Here is an 18415-nt window from a genome sequence, read left to right as displayed (position 1 = left end):
GAATTTATCGCCAGATCAGTTCCTGTTTGCCGGTTGTTCATATAGGCGGGCTTCTATGCGTGGGTGACGGAAGCCTGGTCGGGGCCGGGCCTGACTCTAGGAAAAGGGAACGATCGTGGAAGATCGAGTGCGGATGGTGCGTGCCTTGCTCGCGGTGGCGGTGTGCGCTGTCGCGCTGGTGGCCTGCGGCGGCAACAACCAGAATCCAGGCGGTGCCCCAGGTGCCGAGGGAACCGGTGGGGCCGAGACGGCGGCCAAGGAACTGTCCGGTGATGTGAAGGTCGATGGCTCGAGTACGGTCGCGCCCCTGTCCACGGCGGCGGCCGAGTTGTTCGCTGAGCAGCAGGCGAAGGTGCGCCTCACAGTCGGAACCTCGGGCACCGGTGGCGGCTTCGAGAAGTTCTGCAACGGCGAGACCGACATCTCCAACGCCTCGCGCCCGATCAAGGACGAGGAGAAGACGGCCTGCCAGGCCAAGGGCATCGCCTACGAGGAGTTCTCCGTTGCCAACGACGCGCTGACCGTCGTGGTGCACAAGGAGAACACCTGGGCCACCTGTCTCACCGTCGACCAGCTCAAGAAGATGTGGGAGCCCGGCTCGAAGGTGAACAACTGGAACCAGATCGATCCCAAGTTCCCGAACGAGCCGCTCAAGCTGTTCGGCGCCGGAACAGACTCGGGCACCTTCGACTACTTCACCGACGTGATCAACGGTGAGGAGGGCAAGAGCCGCACCGACTACAGCCCCAGCGAGGACGACAACGTCACCGTCCAGGGTGTGGCCGGCTCCAAGGGCGGCCTCGGCTACTTCGGTTTCTCCTACTTCGAGGAGAACGCCGACAAGCTCAAGGCCGTGCAGGTCGACGGTGGCGACGGGTGCGTCGGCCCGAGCGTGCAGGCGGCTCAGGACGGCACCTACAAGCCGCTCTCGCGTCCGCTGTTCATCTACCCCAAGGCCGAATCGCTGAAGAGGCCGGAAGTGCTGGCCTTCGTCGAGTACTACGTGGCCAACCACAAGCAGATCGCCGAGGACGCCAAGTTCATCCCGCTCAACGCGCAGCAGGAGACCGAGCTCAAGGCCGATTTGGACAAGCTGAAGGCCCAGGCCGGCGGATGAGCACAATCGAAACCGCGTCCTCCCCTCCCGGCCCGCAAGGGCCGCTGGGGAGGGCGCGCTCGCGCTACGGGGAACGCACGGTGCAGATCGTGCTGGTGGCCGCCGCGCTGGTGTCGGTGGCCACCACCGCAGGCATCGTGATCTCACTGGTGCCGCCCACGATCGAGTTCTTCGGTGCGGTCAGCGTCACCGAATTCTTCACCGGCACCGAGTGGGCGCCGCTGTTCGAGCCGCCTGCGTACGGTGTGCTGCCACTGGTCAGCGCCACGTTCCTGATCACGATCATCGCCATCCTGGTGGCGATCCCGCTCGGGCTGGGCGCGGCGCTCTACCTCAGCGAGTACGCCCACGCCCGCACCCGCAAGATCTTCAAGCCGGTGCTAGAAGTGCTGGCGGGCGTGCCGACCGTCGTGTATGGGTTCTTCGCGCTCCGCTTCGTCACCCCCACCCTCCAGGCATACCTGCCCGCCGGGCTGCAGCCGGACATCTTCAACGCGATCTCAGCAGGTCTGGTCATGGGCGTCATGATCGTGCCCACCGTGGCGTCGCTGTCGGAGGACGCCATGTCGGCCGTGCCGAGGGGCCTGCGAGACGGCGCGTACGCGCTGGGATCGTCCACCAGGCTCGTGGCAGTGCGTGTGGTGCTCCCGGCCGCACTGTCCGGGGTGGTCGCCTCGTTCGTGCTGGCCATCTCCCGTGCCATCGGCGAGACGATGATTGTCGCCATCGCCTCGGGCAACAAGCCCGCGCTGTCGTTCAACCCCCTTGACGCCATGCAGACGATGACCGGCTTCATTGCCCAGGCCGGCTCCGGTGACCTGCCTACCGCCTCGCTCGACTACAAGACCATCTTCGCGGTCGGCGCCCTGCTGTTCCTCATCACGTTCGCGATGAACTTCATCAGCGCCCGTCTGGTCCGCCGGTTCAGGGAGGTGTACGAATGACGACCACTCAGGAACGTCTGCTCACCCGGCGCGGCGTGCGCTGGGGGGACCTGGCCTTCAAGCTGCTGCTGCGGCTGTGCCTGTTCATCGCGGTGGCGTTCCTGGTGACGCTGCTCGTCTACGTCGTCTACCGAGGCTGGCCGCGCCTCGACGCCCGGCTGTGGGAGAACTTCCCCTCCATTCGCCGGCCTGAGCGGGCCGGTGCCCGGTCCGCCCTGTTCGGCAGCCTGTGGGTGATCGGCATGACTGCGGTGTTCTGCCTGCCGGTGGGCATCCTCGGCGCGATCTACCTGGAGGAATACGCCGACCACCGCCGCTGGTACAACCGGCTGATCGAGCTGAACATCGCCAATCTGGCGGCCATCCCGTCCATCGTCTACGGCATCCTCGGCCTGGGCATCATCGCCCGCGGCTTCGGCTTCGGCACCACCGTGCTGACGGCGTCCATCACGCTGTGCCTGCTCGTACTGCCTATCGTGATCATCGCCTCCCGCGAGGCGATCCGCGCGGTGCCCGGCGAGATCCGCAACGCCTCCTACGGCCTGGGCGCCACCAAGTGGCAGACCATCTGGCGCCAGGTGCTGCCCGCGGCCGTCCCCGGCATGGCCACCGGCTCCATCCTGGCCCTGTCCAGAGCGGCGGGCGAGGCGGCGCCGCTGTTGCTGCTCGGCGGCCTGACCTACGTGGCGTACGTGCCCGATGGTCTGCTCAGCGGCTACACCGTGCTGCCGATCCAGATCTACGGCTGGATCAGCCAATCCCGCACCGAGTTCCACGACCTGTCATCGGCCGCGATCGTGCTCCTGCTCGTCGTCATCATCGCGATGAACTCGATCGCCATCCTCGTCCGTAATCGCTCCCAAAAGCGGTGGTGAGACATATCCATGAGCTCCGACATCACAGTGAAGGCCCGCGACACCATGGCTGACGAACCGGCCGACGCGCTCGACCCGGTCTTCACGCTGACAGACCTGTCGGTCTTCTACGGCGACTACGAGGCCGTGCGCGGCGTCAACATGCGCATCGCTCCCAGGGAGATCACCGCGCTGATCGGCCCGTCCGGCTGCGGCAAGAGCACGGTGCTGCGCTGCCTCAACCGGATGAACGATCTCATTCTCGACGCTCGGGTCGCCGGCAAGATCGCCTACTACGCCGAAGACCTTTACGGCGAGAACGTCGACCCCATCGAAGTGCGCCGCCGCATCGGCATGGTCTTCCAGAAGCCGAACCCGTTCCCCAAATCGATCTACGACAACATCGCCTACGGCCCCCGCATCAACGGTCAACGCCGGGGCCTGGACGACGTGGTCGAGGAGGCCCTGCACCGGGCAGCCCTGTGGGACGAGGTCAAGGACAAGCTCAAGCAGAACGCCTTGGCCCTGTCCGGCGGCCAGCAGCAGCGCCTGTGCATCGCCCGCGCCATCGCGGTCAAGCCGGACGTGATTCTCATGGACGAGCCCTGCTCCGCACTCGATCCGATCGCCACCACCAAGATCGAGGATCTCATGCAGGTGCTCTCCAGGGACTACACGATCGTGATCGTCACCCACAACATGCAGCAGGCCGCCCGCGTCTCCGAGCGCACCGCCTTCTTCACCGCCGAGGTCGACGACAAGGGCGTACGGCACGGGCGCCTCGTCGAGTTCGACAACACCGCACGCATCTTCAGCAACCCCGCCGACAAGCGAACCGAGGGCTACATCACCGGACGCTTCGGCTGACCCAGAGCGGAGCCGATGAGCCACATGAGCCGTGCAACAGCCGCCGTCCCGTTGCGCGGGCAGCGGGACGGCGCCGAGCCGGTCAGGACCGGCCCCACGGTCCTGGTCGCCGACCCGGATGCCGAACTGAGCGAGCTGTCCGCGCACGGGGTGGCGGTGACGCGCTGCGACAACGGCGCCGAGGCGCTGCTGCGCATCGGCGCCGAGCGACCGGACGTGCTGCTGCTGACCGCCCGACTGCCCGGTATCGAAGCGGCGACCCTGATCACCACGCTACGCCGGTCGATGAACATGACGATCATCGTGGGCGTCGGCCCGGACGATGCGGAGCTCGCCATGCGAGCGCTGCAGGCAGGGGCCACCGCGTGCGTGGCCAGGCCCTATCGCTCGTCGGAACTCCTTCCGTTGATCAACGCCGGCTCCAACCCGTCGACCCCGTTGAGGGTCGGTGGCGTCGAACTGGACGAGGTGGCTCACGTGGTCCGCGTGTGCGGGGAACTGGTGCACGTCCCGTTGCGCGAGTTCGAACTGCTCGCGTACCTCATGAGGAACGCCGGTCGCGTGGTCACCCGTCACGAGATCAGCCACCATGTGTGGCGCAGCACGGTATCCCCGCCCAACAACACCATCGCTGTCCACATCAAACGGTTACGCCGCCGGATCGGCGATGACGAGAAGAACCCGGCGCTCATCCTGACGGTACGCGGTGTCGGCTATCGGCTTGTGGCGTCGAAGGAAGCGACGGAGGACGGCTGATGGCCGGGGCCTGGGCCGGAGATCGGTCAACCGCGCTCAGCCGTGATCGAAGCGCGCTGTGCCCGCCGACCCGGACACAAAACTAGATCAGCGTCCATTTGCAGGGAGACGTGGCCTGTGCTGTCCGATGCCGACGACTGCTCCGGCTCACCCTCTGGGGCGCCTCCCCCGACGCAGATGGCCATCGACATGGCCCGGCAACTTCGCGTGCTCGCCGATCCTGTTCGGCTGCGGATCATGAGCATTCTGCTGAGTCACGAGCACGGCAGCGCCCGAGTGCACGAGCTCACCGAAGCCTTCGACGTGACCGAGCCGACGATCAGCCACCATCTCAAGGCGCTCCGCGACGCCGGCCTGGTCGACTGCGAGGTGGAGGATGCACGCTCCTTCCATTCGGTCACGCCGATCGGTGCGCAACTGTTTCGGCACGTGATGCGGTTGTTCGACGTACCGCCGCCAGGTACGCCGTAAGCGGATGCGGTCAGCTCGTGTTTCAGCACACGGGCCTGGTCGTCCGGTCATTCTGTGGCGAGCCAAAGCCTTCCGGGCGTCTGCCCGCAGCGGCTGCCGCCCTCGACAGCGCCGCGGCCGGGGTGAATGCGCTGTTGGATGAGGGTCGGTTCGTCACCGGCGCTGCATGAGCCGCGGCAAGGCACGAAGGGAGAGGACGATCCGGAGCAGGCTGGCGGGCACCGCCAACGCGAGTGGCCAGGGCGGAACCGGCGGCAGGTGAGCGGCGATGGTCGCGAGCATGCCCGTGTCCAGCAGAATCAGGGCGGCGGCGGCCGACAGCGTCATGGTCCGGATGCGGCGGTAGGCCCGCCTCTCCCTGACGACGGCGAGCAGGGTGAGCGCGGTCGCGACGAGTGCGAGACCGTAGGTGATCCGCAAGGACGGCGCGATCGGCCAGGTCCACACCTGTGCGGAGACCAGAGCAGGTCCCCACAGCAGGGCCATGAACGGACCGGTGGCCAGCAGCGCCATAGCCGGCCGCCGCCAGGGCGAGCCGCGCACGAAGGCCGCGGTGACCGTCTCCGCATCGCCGAATTCGCTGATCGCCGCGCGGGCTGCGGCATCAGGATCGCCGAGTTCGGTGAGGTACGCGTCGTAGGCTTCGTGAAGCCCGTCGGACAGTTCCTCCACCGCCTCGGCCGGAAGGTGCCGGGCGAGGGCGGCGAGCTGGGCGTCGATCAGCTTGTGGCCGGCCATGGCCGCGTTCCCAGGCCCGCGGTGACTGCGGTGGCGAATTCTTGCCATCCGGTCCGCTCCCGGCTCAGGGCGGCATGCCCGGCTTGAGTGAGCTGGTAGGTGCGGCGGCGCCGCCCTCCGACCACCGACCAGATCCCCGTGATCAACCCGGCCCGCTCCAGGCGGTGCAGCGCCGGATAGACGGTGCCCGTGGGCAGGTCGATCCGGCCGTCGGTGGCCTCGCACAGGGCTTCCTTGACGGCGTACCCGTGCCGCGGCCCGTTCTCCAGCGTCGCGAGCAGCAGGCCGTCCAGGTGTCCCTTGAGCGCTTCTGCCCGCATAGGTAGTAACGCTATATCGGGGCTTCCGCCGAGACAACCATCCGAGTAGCGTCGGGATAGGTAGCAATGCTACGTATGGAGGTGTGTGGTGGACGAGATAGAGATCGCCGGCATACCCGTGCCGAACGCCGGTCCGTTCTTCCTCGCCGTGCTGGCCGTCCACGTCGCGGCCGGCCTGGTCTCGGTCTTCTGCGGAGCCGGTGCGGCGTTGTCCCGCAAAGGAGCGGCCCGGCATCGCTGCTTCGGCCGGCTCTACTTGTGGTGCCTGGGCGTGATGTTCGCATCGATGGCGGTCATGTCGGCGATTCGCTGGAGCCACAACGCGCATCTCTTCGCCATCGGCCTGGTCGCCGCCGCACTGGCTCTGACCGGTCACCTGAACCGGCGGCGTCGGCAACCGTATCTGCACATCGCCGGGATGGGCGGCTCCTACATCGTGCTGCTGACCGGCTTCTACGTCGACAACGGCCGGCACCTGCCGGGATGGGACCGGTTGCCTGCCTGGGCGTGGTGGATCGCTCCGAGCCTGGTCGGCCTCCCGGTGATAGTGCGCTCCATCCGGCGCCGGCTCTCCACCGGCCGGTGCGCATCGTGATCACCCGTCTACTGCCGCGGTCTCGCCTTCGCTGGTACCGCCTGGTCTATCGCCTCGCCTACCGCCTGGGGCTGGCAGTGTGGCAGCGGCCCGCCCCGCCCGCCGACCTGATCACCTCGTCAACGGACCCGGACCGTTGCTGCCCGGGGAAGTCCGGCACCGTTTCACTCGCGCCGGCTGGCGACTGCTCACCGCCCGGCGCGCCTCAGCCGAGGCCCTCGGTATCAAGGTGCGACGTTCCGACGCCCGGTTCGAGTTGTGGCGCTATCACCTCGAACGTCTGCCGAACTGACCACGCCCCCCTGCCCGCCATATCCGCGTACCTGAAGCGGCTTTGACCGCCGACCTGATCCTCATCATCAGTAGCCCGATGAGATCCGGGTTATGCCTGCGTCAACCAATGGCGGGCCGCATGCGGCAGAACGTCCCATGAGCTCCGCATGGCGCTGCTCGTCCTGGCTTCGTCAGCCAGTCAGCTCGCCGATGAGCTTGTCGATGCGGGTACGGATCTGGTCGCGGATCACGCGGACCGACTCGATGCCCTGCCCGGCGGGGTCGTCGAGCTTCCAGTCCTCGTACCGCTTGCCGGGGAAGATCGGGCAGGCGTCCCCGCACCCCATCGTGATCACCACGTCGGAGGCCTCGACGGCATCGACGGTGAGGATCTTGGGCTGCTCGGCGGTGAGGTCGATGCCCACCTCGCGCATCGCCTCGACGGCGACCGGGTTGACCTGGTCGGCGGGAGCCGATCCGGCGGAGCGCACCTCGACGCGGTCACCGGCCAGGTGGGTGAGCCATCCGGCGGCCATCTGGGAGCGTCCGGCGTTGTGTACGCACACGAACAGCACGCTGGGCTTGTCAGTCACGAGATCTGCTCCTTGGAAGTGGTGGTGAACAGGCGGCGGCCGGCCAGGCTGACGTAGACCAGGGCGACCAGGACGGGAACCTCGATGAGCGGGCCGACGACTCCGGCCAGGGCCTGGCCGGAGGTGACGCCGAAGACGCCGACGGCCACGGCTATGGCGAGCTCGAAGTTGTTGCCGGCGGCGGTGAAGGCCAGCGTGGTGGTCCGCTCATAGGACATACCGATCGCGCGTCCGGCCAGGAAAGAGCCGCCCCACATCACGAAGAAGTAGGCCAGCAAAGGGATCGCGATGCGGGCCACGTCCAGGGGCCGCTCGCTGATCGTGTGGCCCTGGAGCGCGAAGAGGATGACGATGGTGAACAGCAGACCGTACAGGGCGATCGGGCCGATGCGCGGCAGGAAGCGCTGCTCGTACCAGACTCTTCCCTTGGCGCGCTCGCCCCAGGTACGCGAGATGTAGCCCGCCAGCAGCGGGATGCCCAGGAAGATGAGCACGTACCGGGCGATGTCCCACATCGACACGTCGAGAGCCGCCTGCGAAAGGCCGAGCCAGCCGGGCAGAACCTTCAGGTAGAACCAGCCCAGCGCGCCGAACGCGACCACCTGGAAGACAGAGTTGATCGCTACGAGCACGGCCGCCGATTCGCGGTCGCCACAGGCCAGGTCGTTCCAGATGAGCACCATGGCGATGCAGCGGGCGAGCCCCACGATGATCAGGCCGGTGCGGTACTCGGGGAGGTCGGGAAGGAAGATCCAGGCCAGCGCGAACATCAGGGCGGGGCCGGCGATCCAGTTCAGCAGGAGCGATGAGATCAGCATCCGGCGGTCGCCGGTGACGGTGTCGAGCCGGTCGTAGCGGACCTTGGCCAGCACCGGGTACATCATCAGCAGCAGGCCGAGCGCGATGGGCAGCGAGATTTCGCCGATCTTCACCGCCTCCAACGCGGTGTTCAGGCCTGGGACGAACCGGCCCAGCAGCAGCCCGGCGGCCATCGCGGCGCCGATCCACACCGGCAGGAACCGGTCCAGAACCGATAGGCGGCCGACCACGGCCGTCGTCATGCCCTGCGCGGGCGCCTGAGTGCGGGCAGCATTCGAAGACATCTCGTTCTTCCCTGGAAGTGGTGGGCGTCAGACCGTGGCGGGGATGTCCAGCAAGGCCGACAGTTGGGCCAGGTTCTCCGGGACGAGTTGGTAGTAGACCCAGGAACCGCGGCGCTCATGGGTGAGCAGCCCGACGTCCCTGAGCACCTTGAGATGATGGCTGATCGTCGGCTGGGTCAGGTCGAAGGCGTCGGTGATGTCACAGACGCAGGCTTCGCCGCCCGCGTGGCTCGCCACGATCGACAGGATGCGCAGCCGTACCGGGTCCCCCAGAGCTTTGAACACGCGAGCGAGGTCGGCGGCCTTGTCGGCATCCAGCTGCTCGCGTACGAGCGGTGGGCTGCAATCCAGGATCTGCAGCGGCTCCACGCGATAACCCCCTGATATAGATGGTTGTCGAAGTCTTCATCCATATTGACATATGTCTATGACCGGGCGCCAATCGCTCAACTGCTGGAGCCGGGCCGTAGGTCGCCAGATCAGGCGGGAAGGTCATGCGGCGTGAGCGCCCACGCTCGTCTGGCTGTGGAGATGGTCCGCCAGGCGAGGCCGGTGTCGAAAGTGAAGGCGTGCCGCGCTGCGGAGAGGTCGTCGAAGGCGATGGCACCTGGGGAGCGGGTCAGCTCACCGGTGAAAATCTCCTCCAGGGTCGCGCAGAAGTAGGTGTACGCGGCGAATTCTTGGGCGGGACCTTCGACACGACGGCTCATGAGGTGCTGCAAGGTCTCGCCAGGCGTCTGATCCGCCCGGCGGTAGGCCAGGTCATGGAGGAGGTCGAGGACGTCGGGGGCCAGGTCGTTCGCCGCTTCCATGAGGGCGTGTGCCTTGTTCCGTACCTCGTCCTTGAGTACGGCCAGGCAGATCGGGGACAGCGATTCGGAGGGCAGCGCGTGCGCGGTGCGGATGACGGCGCGCGCGGCACGGAGAAGGTCGCGAGACAGTCCGCCCGACAAGCAGTGGCAGAACGCGATGTACGGCTCGGTGAGTCCGACGACGCGGCGGTAGAGGAACCGGACGGACTCGCTGTAGGAGAGCGGGCCCACCCGGATGACCTCGTCGAAGGAGCTGTCGAAGGCGTCACGGAAGGGCAGGCCACGACGTTCGAAGGCGCTCATCGCATCGTCGGAGACCGAGATCATGAAGTACGTACGGGGGAGCCCGAAGATGCCCTTGATCTCGTTGAGAAAACGTTCCGCCCGCTCTCCTGAGCCGATCTTGTCCAGTTCGTCGATGCCGATGTACACGCTGCGGCCGGGCTGGAGTTGGCCGGCCACGTCCTGGGCATAGGAACGGAAGGCGGTGACGACCTCCGGATAGCTGAGAGGCTGCTCGGCCCGGGTGCGGCCACCGCTCAGTTGCGCGTCCACCCAGACCGGGAACTTGACCGTGCCCGACCAGGCCGCAGTGTGGGTCTGCAGATAGCGGATCTGCGCCAGGTGGCGGTGTGCGCGGGCCTTGAGGCTGTCCGTGGGATCGAACCTGCGCCCTGCGCGGCGGACGGACAGGACGAATAGGGCCAGGCCGAGGAGCAGGACGAGCTGGGACGCTACCTGGGCGATCACCTCGGGCGCCAGGTTGTCGCCGTAGCGGTCGGCCACGCCGATCAGCCACTGCGGTGCCGGGCCTAGCGCGTACATGACCTGCAGGAACACGTCCCCGCCGACCGCCGCGAGGAGTGCGGGCCAGGTGGCGAGTGTCTTGGCCGCCAGCCAGGATCCCAGCAGGGTGAAGATCTGGCGGAGCCGGACGCGGCGGCTGCGGCCGGGACCAAGGTGCCGCAAGATGGCCCGGCAGAACGCGGCGAACAGGTGGAGCACGAAGTCGCGTGGTGCGTACTCCACCGGAGCCGAGACCAGCAACCGCAGATCCCCGCTCCCCGAACGGGGATGGGACTCCTCGCAGTAGCGCCGTACGAGGGTGGATTTGCCGGACCCGCGTGGGCCGGCGATGCCTACGCTCGCGCCGGACAAGCGGCCGAGTAGTTCGTCCAGGGCGTCCACGGTCCGCGTCGGCACATGGTAGGCGTTGTCGAGCGCCTCGCTGAGCCCTGGACTGGCCATCACGCTGAAGGTGGGATCGAACCGGGCCCGGCGGACGTTGATCCGCTGACGGATCTGAGCCATGAGTTCGCCGTTCTCCAGGCCCTGCACCAGCTTCGCCCGAGCCGGGGAGTAGGGGAACGACCGCAGTCGATCGAGCAGTTTGGGCCAGGCCCGCGCACGAGCCAGAGCCACGTACGAGCGCACCACCATGCCGCTGACGACGGCGATGAGCAGGGGTGCCCGCCAGTCCGCCGTCGCCCCGCCCAGCACGAGCAGCCCGAACACCAGCAGGATCAGTGCAGTTGACGGGACCGAGACCTCGCGCGCCGGGGCATCTCCAGTGGAGGGCTCTCGGGCCGGGGTCAGCACGGCCGCGAAGACTTCGGCCGCCTGCTCCATCATCTCCAGCCGGATGTGCAGCGGCCTCACCGTCACGTAGTCGAACGCGTCACGGATCTCCGGATCGTGCAGCGCGCGAGTCAGCGCAGCCGAGTAGAGCTCTCGTAAGGCAGGATCGGAGCGCAGGGGATTGTCTTGCACCACCAGAGCACCATGCGCGGGCGTCGCGGGCGCGGTCAAGCCCGCCGTGATCGGCGAAGGCCGGTGCGACGTGTGTCGCAGATGTCCGGTCCTGATGCGGCCCATCCGAGATGAGGCCGAACGCCGGCTGGCGCATCCTGCTGGGCTGATTCGACGTGTCGGCTGCCGCCTGACCGTGACCCGTGTAGCGCTGCCTGCTCGGATTACATTGCATAGGGGCGGTCAGGTCGAAGGCGTCGGTGAGGTCGCACACGCATGCCTCGCCGCCCGCGTGTGAGCCGATCATCGACAGCAGGCGCAGCCGGACCGGGTCGGCGACCGCCTTGAGCATGACCGCGAGGTCGGCCGCGTCGGTCTCCGACAGCGGCTCCCGGGCGATCGGTGCGCAGCACGGGGTCGTTGTGGCGGCCATCCGGCTCCCCCTCTGATTCGAACTCTGTCGAAATTATAGGCGGTGATAGGCGAGCAGGCCGAACGCCGCGATCGCACAGGCCGAGGCCACCGCACCTATGACCCAGCCGTAGCCGACTGCCTGGGCCAGGGCGACGGCGGCGAGCGGTGCGGCGGCCTTGTCGGCAACCGAGAACAGGGCGATCCGTCCGGGCACGTCGGGCAGCGCGTGGTCGATCAGGGCCGCCACATCGGCCTCGCCGTGCGCCGGCAGGCCGCTCGCGCCGAGCACGTTGGGAGTGGTGTAGGTGCCGGAGGCGTCGATGATCGCCCGGGCGTACAGCTCCTCGCCGTTCTCCAGGCGGATCAGGAACGGAACGTCCTGGCGGCCGTTGGTCCGTACCCGGTCGAAGCCCAGGCAGGTGATGGCCGAGACGCGGGCGTTGACGCGTACGCGATCTCCCAGGACCTTGGCCAGCGGAGCGAGGTAGTCCTCGATGATCTCGGCCCCGGTCGGCAGCCAGTCGTCGTCCGGGGCCTGCCAGCCTGCGCCGTTCAGCAGGCGGCGGGCCGCGGCGTCGATGTTGTAGCGCCAAGGGCTGAACACCCGTACGTGCCCCCACTTGGCGATGGACGCGCCCACCTGCCCGCCCGCTTCCGAGGACAAGGAAGTCGAGGCCCCGCTCAGCCAGGTGGGCGGCGGCGGCCAGGCCGGTCGGACCCGCACCGATGATCAACACCGGGAGCGTGTCGGTCTCCAAGTCGGTGGTGAACTGCTCCGCTGCCAAGGGCGTGGTGGTGCCGCAGCATCCGTCACCCATGATCGCCTCCTGTTTAGATGCTTGTCGAAGTAGTAGGTGGCATGCCTTGCTGATTAGATGTGTGTCAAATCAATCGTGGAAGGCCGGCCGGCAGGCACCCCTGGCCGGCGCCGACGATGGCCGCGGCAGGCCTCGGCGATCCGGTACGGCGGGCGGCCGTGCTCGGCGATCAGGTCCTGCCGGAGTCGTACCAGCTCGTCTTTCACCTCGCCCTTGTCGACGAGGAAGAACACGTCCGTACGGGCGATGGCCTTGGCCGCCTGCCGCCACGTTCTGCGACCGGATCCACGTCATGGCGAACGGCCGGGTCCTCGCCGACGGGCGACCCGCCCAGGTGCTCACCCCCGCCCTGCTCGCCGAGGTCTACCACGTGGACGCCGAGGTGGCCCGCCATCCCAGCACCGGCGTCCCGCAGATCCGCGTTGTCCTCGGCCTCAGGGCCACCCCGTGACCACGCTGCTCCCCGTTCCATCGCCGGCGGTCGGGCCGTTCGAGATTGTTCAGGGTCTTCTTCGCGCCCCCGGAGCGGCACCGCGCGCCGGCGGCACCGTCCCGCCCCCGGGCGTCTCAACGGTCGGCGCGAGGAGCCCGGCGCAGCAGGTAGGTGTCCATGATCCACCCCTTGCGGGCGCGCGCCTCGGCGCGCAGCTCGCGGATGCGCTCGCCGACCTCGGAGACCTTCCCGGAGACCAGGATCTCGTCGGGCGTGCCCAGATAGGCGCCCCAATAGATGTCCCAGGAGCTGTCACCGGAGATGTCACCGGAGATGTCACCGTCGTCCAGGCCGTCGAAGGAGCAGTGGGCGTCCAGCATGACGGCCACGTCGTCGGCGGTGGCGCCCTCCTCGGCCAGCCGGCGCCCGGTGGTGAGGTGAACGGGCCGCCCGACCCACGTGAGGCTGGTGCGGTGGCGGGCGGTCAGTGCGGCCACGCTGCTGATGCCGGGAATCACTTCGTAGTCGAACGTGACGTTGCCGCGCTGGAGGATCTCCTCGACGATGGCCAGCGTGCTGTCGTACACGCCCGGATCTCCCCAGACCAGGAACGCCCCCGTCTCGCCGTCGGCCAGCTCCTCGCCGATGAGCGCTTCGCAGGCCAGCGCTCTGCGCGAGCGCCAGTCCGCGACAGCGGCGGTGTAGGCGGAGGCGCCGCGGTCGCGTTCCGGGTCGCGGGCCTCGGCGATCCGGTACGGCGGGCGGCCGTGCTCGGCGATCAGGTCCTGCCGCAGCCGTACCAGCTCGTCCTTCACCTCGCCCTTGTCCACGAGGAAGAACACGTCCGTACGGGCGATGGCCTTGGCCGCCTGGAGAGTGAGATGGTCGGGATCGCCCGCGCCGATGCCGATGACGAGTAGCCGCTTCACCCATAAGAGTGTGCCAGAGCGGGAGATATACGATATCGCTCGCAAACCACCCGAGGAGGACCGTGGATCTGGCCGAGCAGGGCGACGACTTCGCCGCGTTCTGGCACGAGCGGCACCTGTGCACGCTCGCCACCGTTCGCCCCGGCGGGCCGCCGCACGCCGTCCCGGTCGGGGCCACGCTGGACCCGGAGACGGGGGTCGCCCGCGTCATCACCTCCGGGACCTCGTACAAGGCCAGGCTCATCGCCCGGTCGGGTCCGTCCGGTGCGCTGGTGGCGCTGACCCAGGTGGACGGCCGCCGGTGGTCGACGCTGGAAGGCGTCGCGGTGCTGCGGACCGAGCCGGAACAGGTGGCCGACGCCGAGCGCCGCTACGCCGCCCGGTACAAGCCGCCACGGCCGAACCCGGCCAGAGTGGTGGTGGAGATCCGGGTGACGAACGTGCTGGGCAACGTGTGATCACCGTCGTCGGCATCGGGGCGGACGGCTGGGACGGGCTGCCCGCCGGGTCGCGCCGTGCGGTGGAGACGGCGGAGGTCCTCATGGGCGGCACCCGGCAGCTCCGCCTCGTGCCGGACTCCGCCGCCGAACGGGTCGCCTGGCCGTCACCGCTGCTCCCGGCGCTGCCCGCGCTGCTGGAGAAGTACGCCGGTCACGACGTGTGCGTGCTGGCCAGCGGCGACCCGATGTTCCACGGCATCGGCTCCACCCTGGTGCGGCTGCTGGGCGCCACGCGGGTCAGGGTGCTGCCGCACCTGTCGTCGCTGTCGCTCGCGTGCGCCCGGCTCGGCTGGCCGGTCGAGCAGACGGAGGTGGTGAGCCTCGTGGGCCGCCCGCCGGCCGCTCTGAACGCCGCCCTGCTGCCGGGACGGCGGATCGTCGTGCTCGGCGCGGGAGCCGGCTCGCCGTCTGTGGTGGCGGGGCTGCTCGTCGATCGAGGGTACGGCCCCAGCCCGATGACGGTGCTGTCGGACCTGGGCGCGGCGTCGGAGTCGGAGCTGCGAGGCACCGCGGACGGGTGGACGGCCACAGCGTCCTCGTCCCTGCCCTCGTCGCTGCCCTCGTCGCTGAACGTGATCGCGATCGAGTGCGTCGCCGAGCCGGGCACCGAGCCGCTGGCCCGCGTCCCCGGCCTGCCCGACACGGCGTTCGAGCACGACGGTCAGCTCACCAAGCGCGAAGTCCGCGCCGTCAGCCTGTCGCGGCTGGCACCGGTGCCCGGCGAACTGCTGTGGGACGTCGGCGCGGGGGCGGGCAGCATCGCCGTCGAGTGGATGCGCGCCCATCCGGCGTGCGCGGCCGTCGCCATCGAGAGCCGGGCCGATCGGGCCGCCGCGATCCGGCGCAACGCCGATGCCCTCGGCGTGCCGTCGCTGCGGGTCGTCGAAGGCAGGGCGCCCGCCGCCCTCGACGGGCTGCCCGCGCCGGACGCCGTGTTCGTCGGCGGCGGTGCGACGGCCCCCGGACTGCTGGAGAAATGCTGGGCGGCGCTGCGGCCCGGCGGCAGGCTCGTGGTCAACGCCGTCACCCTGGAGTCCGAGGCCGTCGTGGCCGGATGGTACGCCAGGCTCGGCGGTGATCTGGTGCGCCTGGCCGTGCAGCGTGCCTCGCCCGTCGGCTCGTTCACGGGATGGCGGGCCGCGATGCCGGTGACCGTCTGGTCGGTCACCAGGAAGGACCAGCCGTGACCGTCTATTTCATCGGAGCGGGCCCCGGCGCGGCAGACCTGATCACGCTGCGCGGGCTGCGGCGGCTGGAGTCCGCGCCGGTGTGCCTGTACGCGGGCTCGCTGGTGCCCCGTGAGCTCCTCGCCTCGTGCCCCGAGGGAGCCAGGCTGGTGGACACGGCGAATCTGACCCTCGACGAGATCGTCGCGGAGCTGACCGCCGCCCACGATCAGGGCCTGGACGTGGCGCGGCTGCACTCGGGCGACCCGTCGGTGTTCAGCGCGGTGGCCGAGCAGATGCGCCGGCTGGACGCGCTCGGGGTGCCGTACGAGGTGGTTCCCGGAGTGCCGGCGTTCGCGGCGGCGGCGGCCTCGCTCGGCAGGGAGCTGACCGTGCCGGGGGTCGGCCAGACGATCATCCTGACCCGCACCTCGGCGCGGGCCACGCCGATGCCCGAGGGCGAGGACCTGGCCACGCTCGGCGCCAGTGGCGCGACGATGGTGCTGCACCTCGCCGTGCAGCGGATCGACGCGGTGGTGGCCGAGCTGCTGCCCTCCTACGGCCCCGACTGCCCGGTGGCGGTGGTCGCGCGGGCCAGCAGGGCCGACGAGGTGATCCTGCGCGGCACGCTGGCCGACATCGCCGGGCAGGTCCACGAGGCCGGCGTCCGGCGTACGGCGGTGATCGTCGTCGGGCGGGTGCTCTCGGCGACGCAGTTCCCCGACAGCCACCTCTACAGCGCCGAACGGGCCCGGCCGTGCGCCGGATCCTGATCCTGGGCGGCACCGCCGAGGCGCGGGCCCTGGCCGCAGACTTGGCCGGTGGGGGCACGCATGTGGTGTCGTCACTGGCCGGACGGGTGACCAATCCCCGCCTGCCGGTGGGCGAGGTGCGGGAGGGCGGGTTCGGCGGGCCGGACGGGCTGGCCGCCTGGCTGACCGCCGAGCGGATCGACGCCGTGGTGGACGCCACGCATCCGTTCGCGGCGCGAATGTCGGCCTCCGCGGCCGAGGCCTCGGCACGGACCGGTGTGCCGCTGCTCGTCTTGCGCAGACCGGGCTGGCGGGAGAGCCCGGATGACGCCTGGCGGCGCGTTCCCTCCCTGGAGGAGGCGGCCGCCCGGCTGACCGGCATGCCGGTGGAGCGGGTGTTCCTCACGACCGGCCGCCGGAGCCTGCCGGTCTTCAGCGGATTGTCCGGAGTGTGGCTGCTGGCCAGGTCGGTCGACCCGCCCGACGCGCCCGTCCCGGCTCACGTGCACGTGCTGCTCGACCGCGGCCCGTACACGGTCGAGGGGGAGCGGTCCCTCATCCTGGAGCACCGGCTGGACGTGCTGGTCACCAAGGACAGCGGCGGGGAGATGGCGGCCGCCAAGCTCGTGGCGGCGCGCGAGCTGGGACTTCCGGTGATCATGGTCGATCGGCCGCCACCGCCGCCGGGCGTCCGGGTGGTGGACACCGTGGCCGTGGCGGCCGCCTGGGCTCAGGGATAGCGACGGGGCGTGTAGACGGCGCCCTCGTCCGTGACCCGGGTCGTCGAGGAGCCGATGATCAGCAGACAGCGCATGTCGACCTGGGCGGGATCCAACGCGCCGAGCGTGGTGACGGTGACGCTCTCCCGCTCGCCGCCGACGTCGCGGCCGATCACCACGGGGGTGGCGCCGTCGCGGTGCTCCAGCAGCACGTCACGGGCCGCGCCGAGCTGCCAGGTACGGCTGCGCGAGGCCGGGTTGTAGATCGCCAGCACCAGGTCCGCCCGAGCCGCGGCCGACAGCCGCTCGGCCACCACCTCCCACGGCTTGAGCAGGTCCGACAGCGACAGCACACAGTAGTCATGGCCCAGGGGGGCGCCGACCCGGCTGGCCACCGCCTGCGCGGCGGTCAGACCGGGGACGACCCGCACCGGCACACCGGGGAAGTCGGCCGCCGCTTCCATGATCGCGCTGGCCATGGCGAACACGCCGGGGTCGCCGGAGGACACCACGGCCACCCGGGCCCCTTCGCGGGCCAGCTCGAACGCGTGCCTGGCCCGCTCCGCCTCCACCCGGTTGTCGGTACGGTGGCGGCGCTGGCGCGGGTTCGGCGCCACCCGATCCACGTACGGACCGTAGCCGACCAGGTCCGTCGCCGCCGCCAGCGCCTCCTGCGCCTCCGGGGTGAGCCACGACCGCCCGGCGGGGCCGAGGCCGACCACGGTCACCTCTCCCCGCGCCTCGGCCGCAGGACGCTCGGGCACGAAGGTCCGCTCGGCCGGGCTGGCCAGCAGGGCCAGCGAGAAGTACGGCACACCGTCCGCATTGACGTCCTTGAGCGGTGCCACCCGCTCGGCGCCCATGGTGGCACGCTCGACGTACCAGGCGTCGTCGAGCCGTCCGGCCTCGGCCAGGGCGTCGCGCACCTTCGTGAAGGTCCGGCCCAGCTTGAGCACGGCGGCGGAGTCGGTGCCGCGCAGCCGCTCGGCCAGTTCGCCGGCGGGCAGCGTGCCGGGCAGCACGGTGAGCACCTCGTCCCGCTCCACCAGGGGACGGCCGAGCACGGCGGAGGCGGCGCTGACGGAGGTGACCCCTGGCACCACCTCCGTCGGGTAGCGGTGCGCGAGCCGCTTGTGCAGGTGCATGTAGGAGCCGTAGAACAGCGGGTCGCCCTCCGCCAGCACGACCACGGTGCGCCCGGCCTCCAGGTGCGCGGCCAGCCGTTCGGCGCAGTCGGCGTAGAAGTCGTCGAGCGCGCCCTGGTAGCCGCCGGGGTGGTCGGTCGTCTCCGTGGTCAGCGGGTAGAGCAGGAGCTCTTCGATCTGCCCCGCCTTCATGTACGGCAGCGCGATCGAGCGGGCGATGCTCCGCCCGTGCCGGGCGGCGTGGTAGGCGATCACGTCCGCCTCGCCGATCAGCCTGGCGGTCTTGACCGTGACCAGTTCCGGATCACCGGGGCCGAGACCGACCCCGTACAGCCGTCCCGTCATGG

At 69.5% G+C, this 18415-nt stretch carries 22 protein-coding genes and 2 pseudogenes; 12 read left to right on the top strand and 12 right to left on the bottom strand.

All coding sequences use genetic code 11. The features are described from left to right. The first annotated feature begins 115 nt into the window (after nt 1-115). From AB0C27_RS48165 to AB0C27_RS48140, 6 genes are all read left to right on the top strand, one after another. A complete protein-coding gene (locus AB0C27_RS48165) occupies nt 116-1117 on the top strand; it encodes a PstS family phosphate ABC transporter substrate-binding protein (RefSeq protein ID WP_357860225.1) in 1002 nt (333 codons plus the stop codon). Continuing rightward, entirely contained in the window at nt 1114-2061 is a 948-nt protein-coding gene (pstC, locus tag AB0C27_RS48160; RefSeq protein WP_357860222.1) for a phosphate ABC transporter permease subunit PstC, read from the top strand. Before AB0C27_RS48165 ends, pstC begins: the two co-directional genes overlap by 4 nt. Next, the gene (gene pstA, locus AB0C27_RS48155; RefSeq protein WP_357860219.1) at nt 2058-2936 is read left to right on the top strand and encodes a phosphate ABC transporter permease PstA; all 879 of its coding nucleotides are present in this window, start codon (nt 2058-2060) and stop codon (nt 2934-2936) included. The genes pstC and pstA overlap by 4 nt, the downstream gene beginning before the upstream one ends. Before the next feature lie 45 nt (nt 2937-2981). Beyond that, entirely contained in the window at nt 2982-3782 is an 801-nt protein-coding gene (gene pstB, locus AB0C27_RS48150; protein WP_357860352.1) for a phosphate ABC transporter ATP-binding protein PstB, read from the top strand. 24 nt (nt 3783-3806) lie between these two features. Then, nucleotides 3807-4538 carry a response regulator transcription factor gene (locus AB0C27_RS48145; RefSeq protein WP_357860216.1) on the top strand — a complete coding sequence of 244 codons (732 nt, stop codon included), beginning with the start codon at nt 3807-3809 and terminating at the stop codon, nt 4536-4538. Nucleotides 4539-4715: 177 nt separating this feature from the next. Then, complete coding sequence (locus AB0C27_RS48140) at nt 4716-5009, top strand: metalloregulator ArsR/SmtB family transcription factor (protein WP_357860213.1); 294 nt, start codon at nt 4716-4718, stop codon at nt 5007-5009. A gap of 153 nt (nt 5010-5162) precedes the next feature. On the opposite strand, the gene AB0C27_RS48135 is transcribed toward AB0C27_RS48140, so the two are convergent. Both AB0C27_RS48135 and AB0C27_RS48130 read right to left on the bottom strand, forming a co-directional pair. Beyond that, complete coding sequence (locus AB0C27_RS48135; protein ID WP_357860210.1) at nt 5163-5747, bottom strand: hypothetical protein; 585 nt, start codon at nt 5745-5747, stop codon at nt 5163-5165. Next, the gene (locus AB0C27_RS48130; protein ID WP_357860207.1) at nt 5729-6067 is read right to left on the bottom strand and encodes a helix-turn-helix transcriptional regulator; all 339 of its coding nucleotides are present in this window, start codon (nt 6065-6067) and stop codon (nt 5729-5731) included. Before AB0C27_RS48130 ends, AB0C27_RS48135 begins: the two co-directional genes overlap by 19 nt. Before the next feature lie 88 nt (nt 6068-6155). Here AB0C27_RS48130 and AB0C27_RS48125 point away from each other — a divergent pair, with 88 nt between their 5' ends. Then, a complete protein-coding gene (locus AB0C27_RS48125) occupies nt 6156-6662 on the top strand; it encodes a hypothetical protein (protein WP_357860205.1) in 507 nt (168 codons plus the stop codon). Between the two features lie 464 nt (nt 6663-7126). Here the strand turns inward: AB0C27_RS48125 and AB0C27_RS48120 are convergent, their stop codons facing one another. From AB0C27_RS48120 to AB0C27_RS48085, 8 genes and pseudogenes are all read right to left on the bottom strand, one after another. Further along, complete coding sequence (locus tag AB0C27_RS48120) at nt 7127-7528, bottom strand: arsenate reductase ArsC (protein WP_357860202.1); 402 nt, start codon at nt 7526-7528, stop codon at nt 7127-7129. After that, nucleotides 7525-8589, bottom strand: a complete 1065-nt coding sequence (arsB, locus tag AB0C27_RS48115) for an ACR3 family arsenite efflux transporter (RefSeq protein WP_357860349.1) — start codon at nt 8587-8589, stop codon at nt 7525-7527. Before arsB ends, AB0C27_RS48120 begins: the two co-directional genes overlap by 4 nt. A gap of 69 nt (nt 8590-8658) precedes the next feature. Then, nucleotides 8659-9000: a metalloregulator ArsR/SmtB family transcription factor gene (locus AB0C27_RS48110; RefSeq protein WP_357860199.1), complete on the bottom strand. Its 342-nt coding sequence runs from the start codon at nt 8998-9000 to the stop codon at nt 8659-8661. A 110-nt stretch (nt 9001-9110) separates the two neighbouring features. Then, entirely contained in the window at nt 9111-11213 is a 2103-nt protein-coding gene (locus AB0C27_RS48105; protein ID WP_357860195.1) for a hypothetical protein, read from the bottom strand. A gap of 214 nt (nt 11214-11427) precedes the next feature. Further along, nucleotides 11428-11625 (bottom strand): annotated as a pseudogene (locus tag AB0C27_RS48100) (transcriptional regulator); the annotation flags it as partial. A 33-nt stretch (nt 11626-11658) separates the two neighbouring features. Further along, nucleotides 11659-12270, bottom strand: a complete 612-nt coding sequence (locus tag AB0C27_RS48095) for a hypothetical protein (protein ID WP_357860192.1) — start codon at nt 12268-12270, stop codon at nt 11659-11661. Between the two features lie 7 nt (nt 12271-12277). Next, a pseudogene (locus AB0C27_RS48090) lies at nt 12278-12424 on the bottom strand (FAD-dependent monooxygenase); the annotation flags it as partial. A 53-nt stretch (nt 12425-12477) separates the two neighbouring features. Further along, entirely contained in the window at nt 12478-12657 is a 180-nt protein-coding gene (locus AB0C27_RS48085) for a hypothetical protein (RefSeq protein ID WP_357860189.1), read from the bottom strand. A gap of 59 nt (nt 12658-12716) precedes the next feature. Here AB0C27_RS48085 and AB0C27_RS48080 point away from each other — a divergent pair, with 59 nt between their 5' ends. Continuing rightward, nucleotides 12717-12875 carry a hypothetical protein gene (locus tag AB0C27_RS48080; RefSeq protein ID WP_357860186.1) on the top strand — a complete coding sequence of 53 codons (159 nt, stop codon included), beginning with the start codon at nt 12717-12719 and terminating at the stop codon, nt 12873-12875. A gap of 116 nt (nt 12876-12991) precedes the next feature. Here AB0C27_RS48080 and cobF read toward each other — a convergent pair whose 3' ends face one another. Further along, nucleotides 12992-13786, bottom strand: a complete 795-nt coding sequence (gene cobF, locus AB0C27_RS48075; protein ID WP_357860183.1) for a precorrin-6A synthase (deacetylating) — start codon at nt 13784-13786, stop codon at nt 12992-12994. A gap of 62 nt (nt 13787-13848) precedes the next feature. Here cobF and AB0C27_RS48070 point away from each other — a divergent pair, with 62 nt between their 5' ends. The 4 genes from AB0C27_RS48070 to AB0C27_RS48055 are packed head-to-tail and all read left to right on the top strand — an operon-like array spanning nt 13849 to nt 16944. Continuing rightward, the gene (locus AB0C27_RS48070) at nt 13849-14244 is read left to right on the top strand and encodes a pyridoxamine 5'-phosphate oxidase family protein (protein ID WP_357860180.1); all 396 of its coding nucleotides are present in this window, start codon (nt 13849-13851) and stop codon (nt 14242-14244) included. Continuing rightward, nucleotides 14241-15473 (top strand): precorrin-6y C5,15-methyltransferase (decarboxylating) subunit CbiE, encoded by a 1233-nt coding sequence (cbiE, locus tag AB0C27_RS48065; RefSeq protein ID WP_357860177.1) that lies wholly within the window; start codon nt 14241-14243, stop codon nt 15471-15473. Before AB0C27_RS48070 ends, cbiE begins: the two co-directional genes overlap by 4 nt. After that, on the top strand, nt 15470-16225 hold the full coding sequence (gene cobM / locus AB0C27_RS48060; protein WP_357860174.1) for a precorrin-4 C(11)-methyltransferase: 756 nt from the start codon (nt 15470-15472) through the stop codon (nt 16223-16225). Before cbiE ends, cobM begins: the two co-directional genes overlap by 4 nt. Then, nucleotides 16210-16944, top strand: a complete 735-nt coding sequence (locus AB0C27_RS48055) for a cobalt-precorrin-6A reductase (protein ID WP_357860171.1) — start codon at nt 16210-16212, stop codon at nt 16942-16944. The genes cobM and AB0C27_RS48055 overlap by 16 nt, the downstream gene beginning before the upstream one ends. On the opposite strand, the gene AB0C27_RS48050 is transcribed toward AB0C27_RS48055, so the two are convergent. Further along, nucleotides 16935-18413 (bottom strand): precorrin-2 C(20)-methyltransferase, encoded by a 1479-nt coding sequence (locus tag AB0C27_RS48050; RefSeq protein ID WP_357860168.1) that lies wholly within the window; start codon nt 18411-18413, stop codon nt 16935-16937. The genes AB0C27_RS48055 and AB0C27_RS48050 overlap by 10 nt on opposite strands. Between the last annotated feature and the right edge of the window lie 2 nt (nt 18414-18415).

The organism is Nonomuraea sp. NPDC048882 (assembly GCF_040649755.1).
In the GTDB taxonomy this organism is placed as follows: Bacteria; Actinomycetota; Actinomycetes; order Streptosporangiales; family Streptosporangiaceae; genus Nonomuraea; species Nonomuraea maheshkhaliensis.
This window is presented reverse-complemented; position numbering and strand designations above follow the sequence as displayed.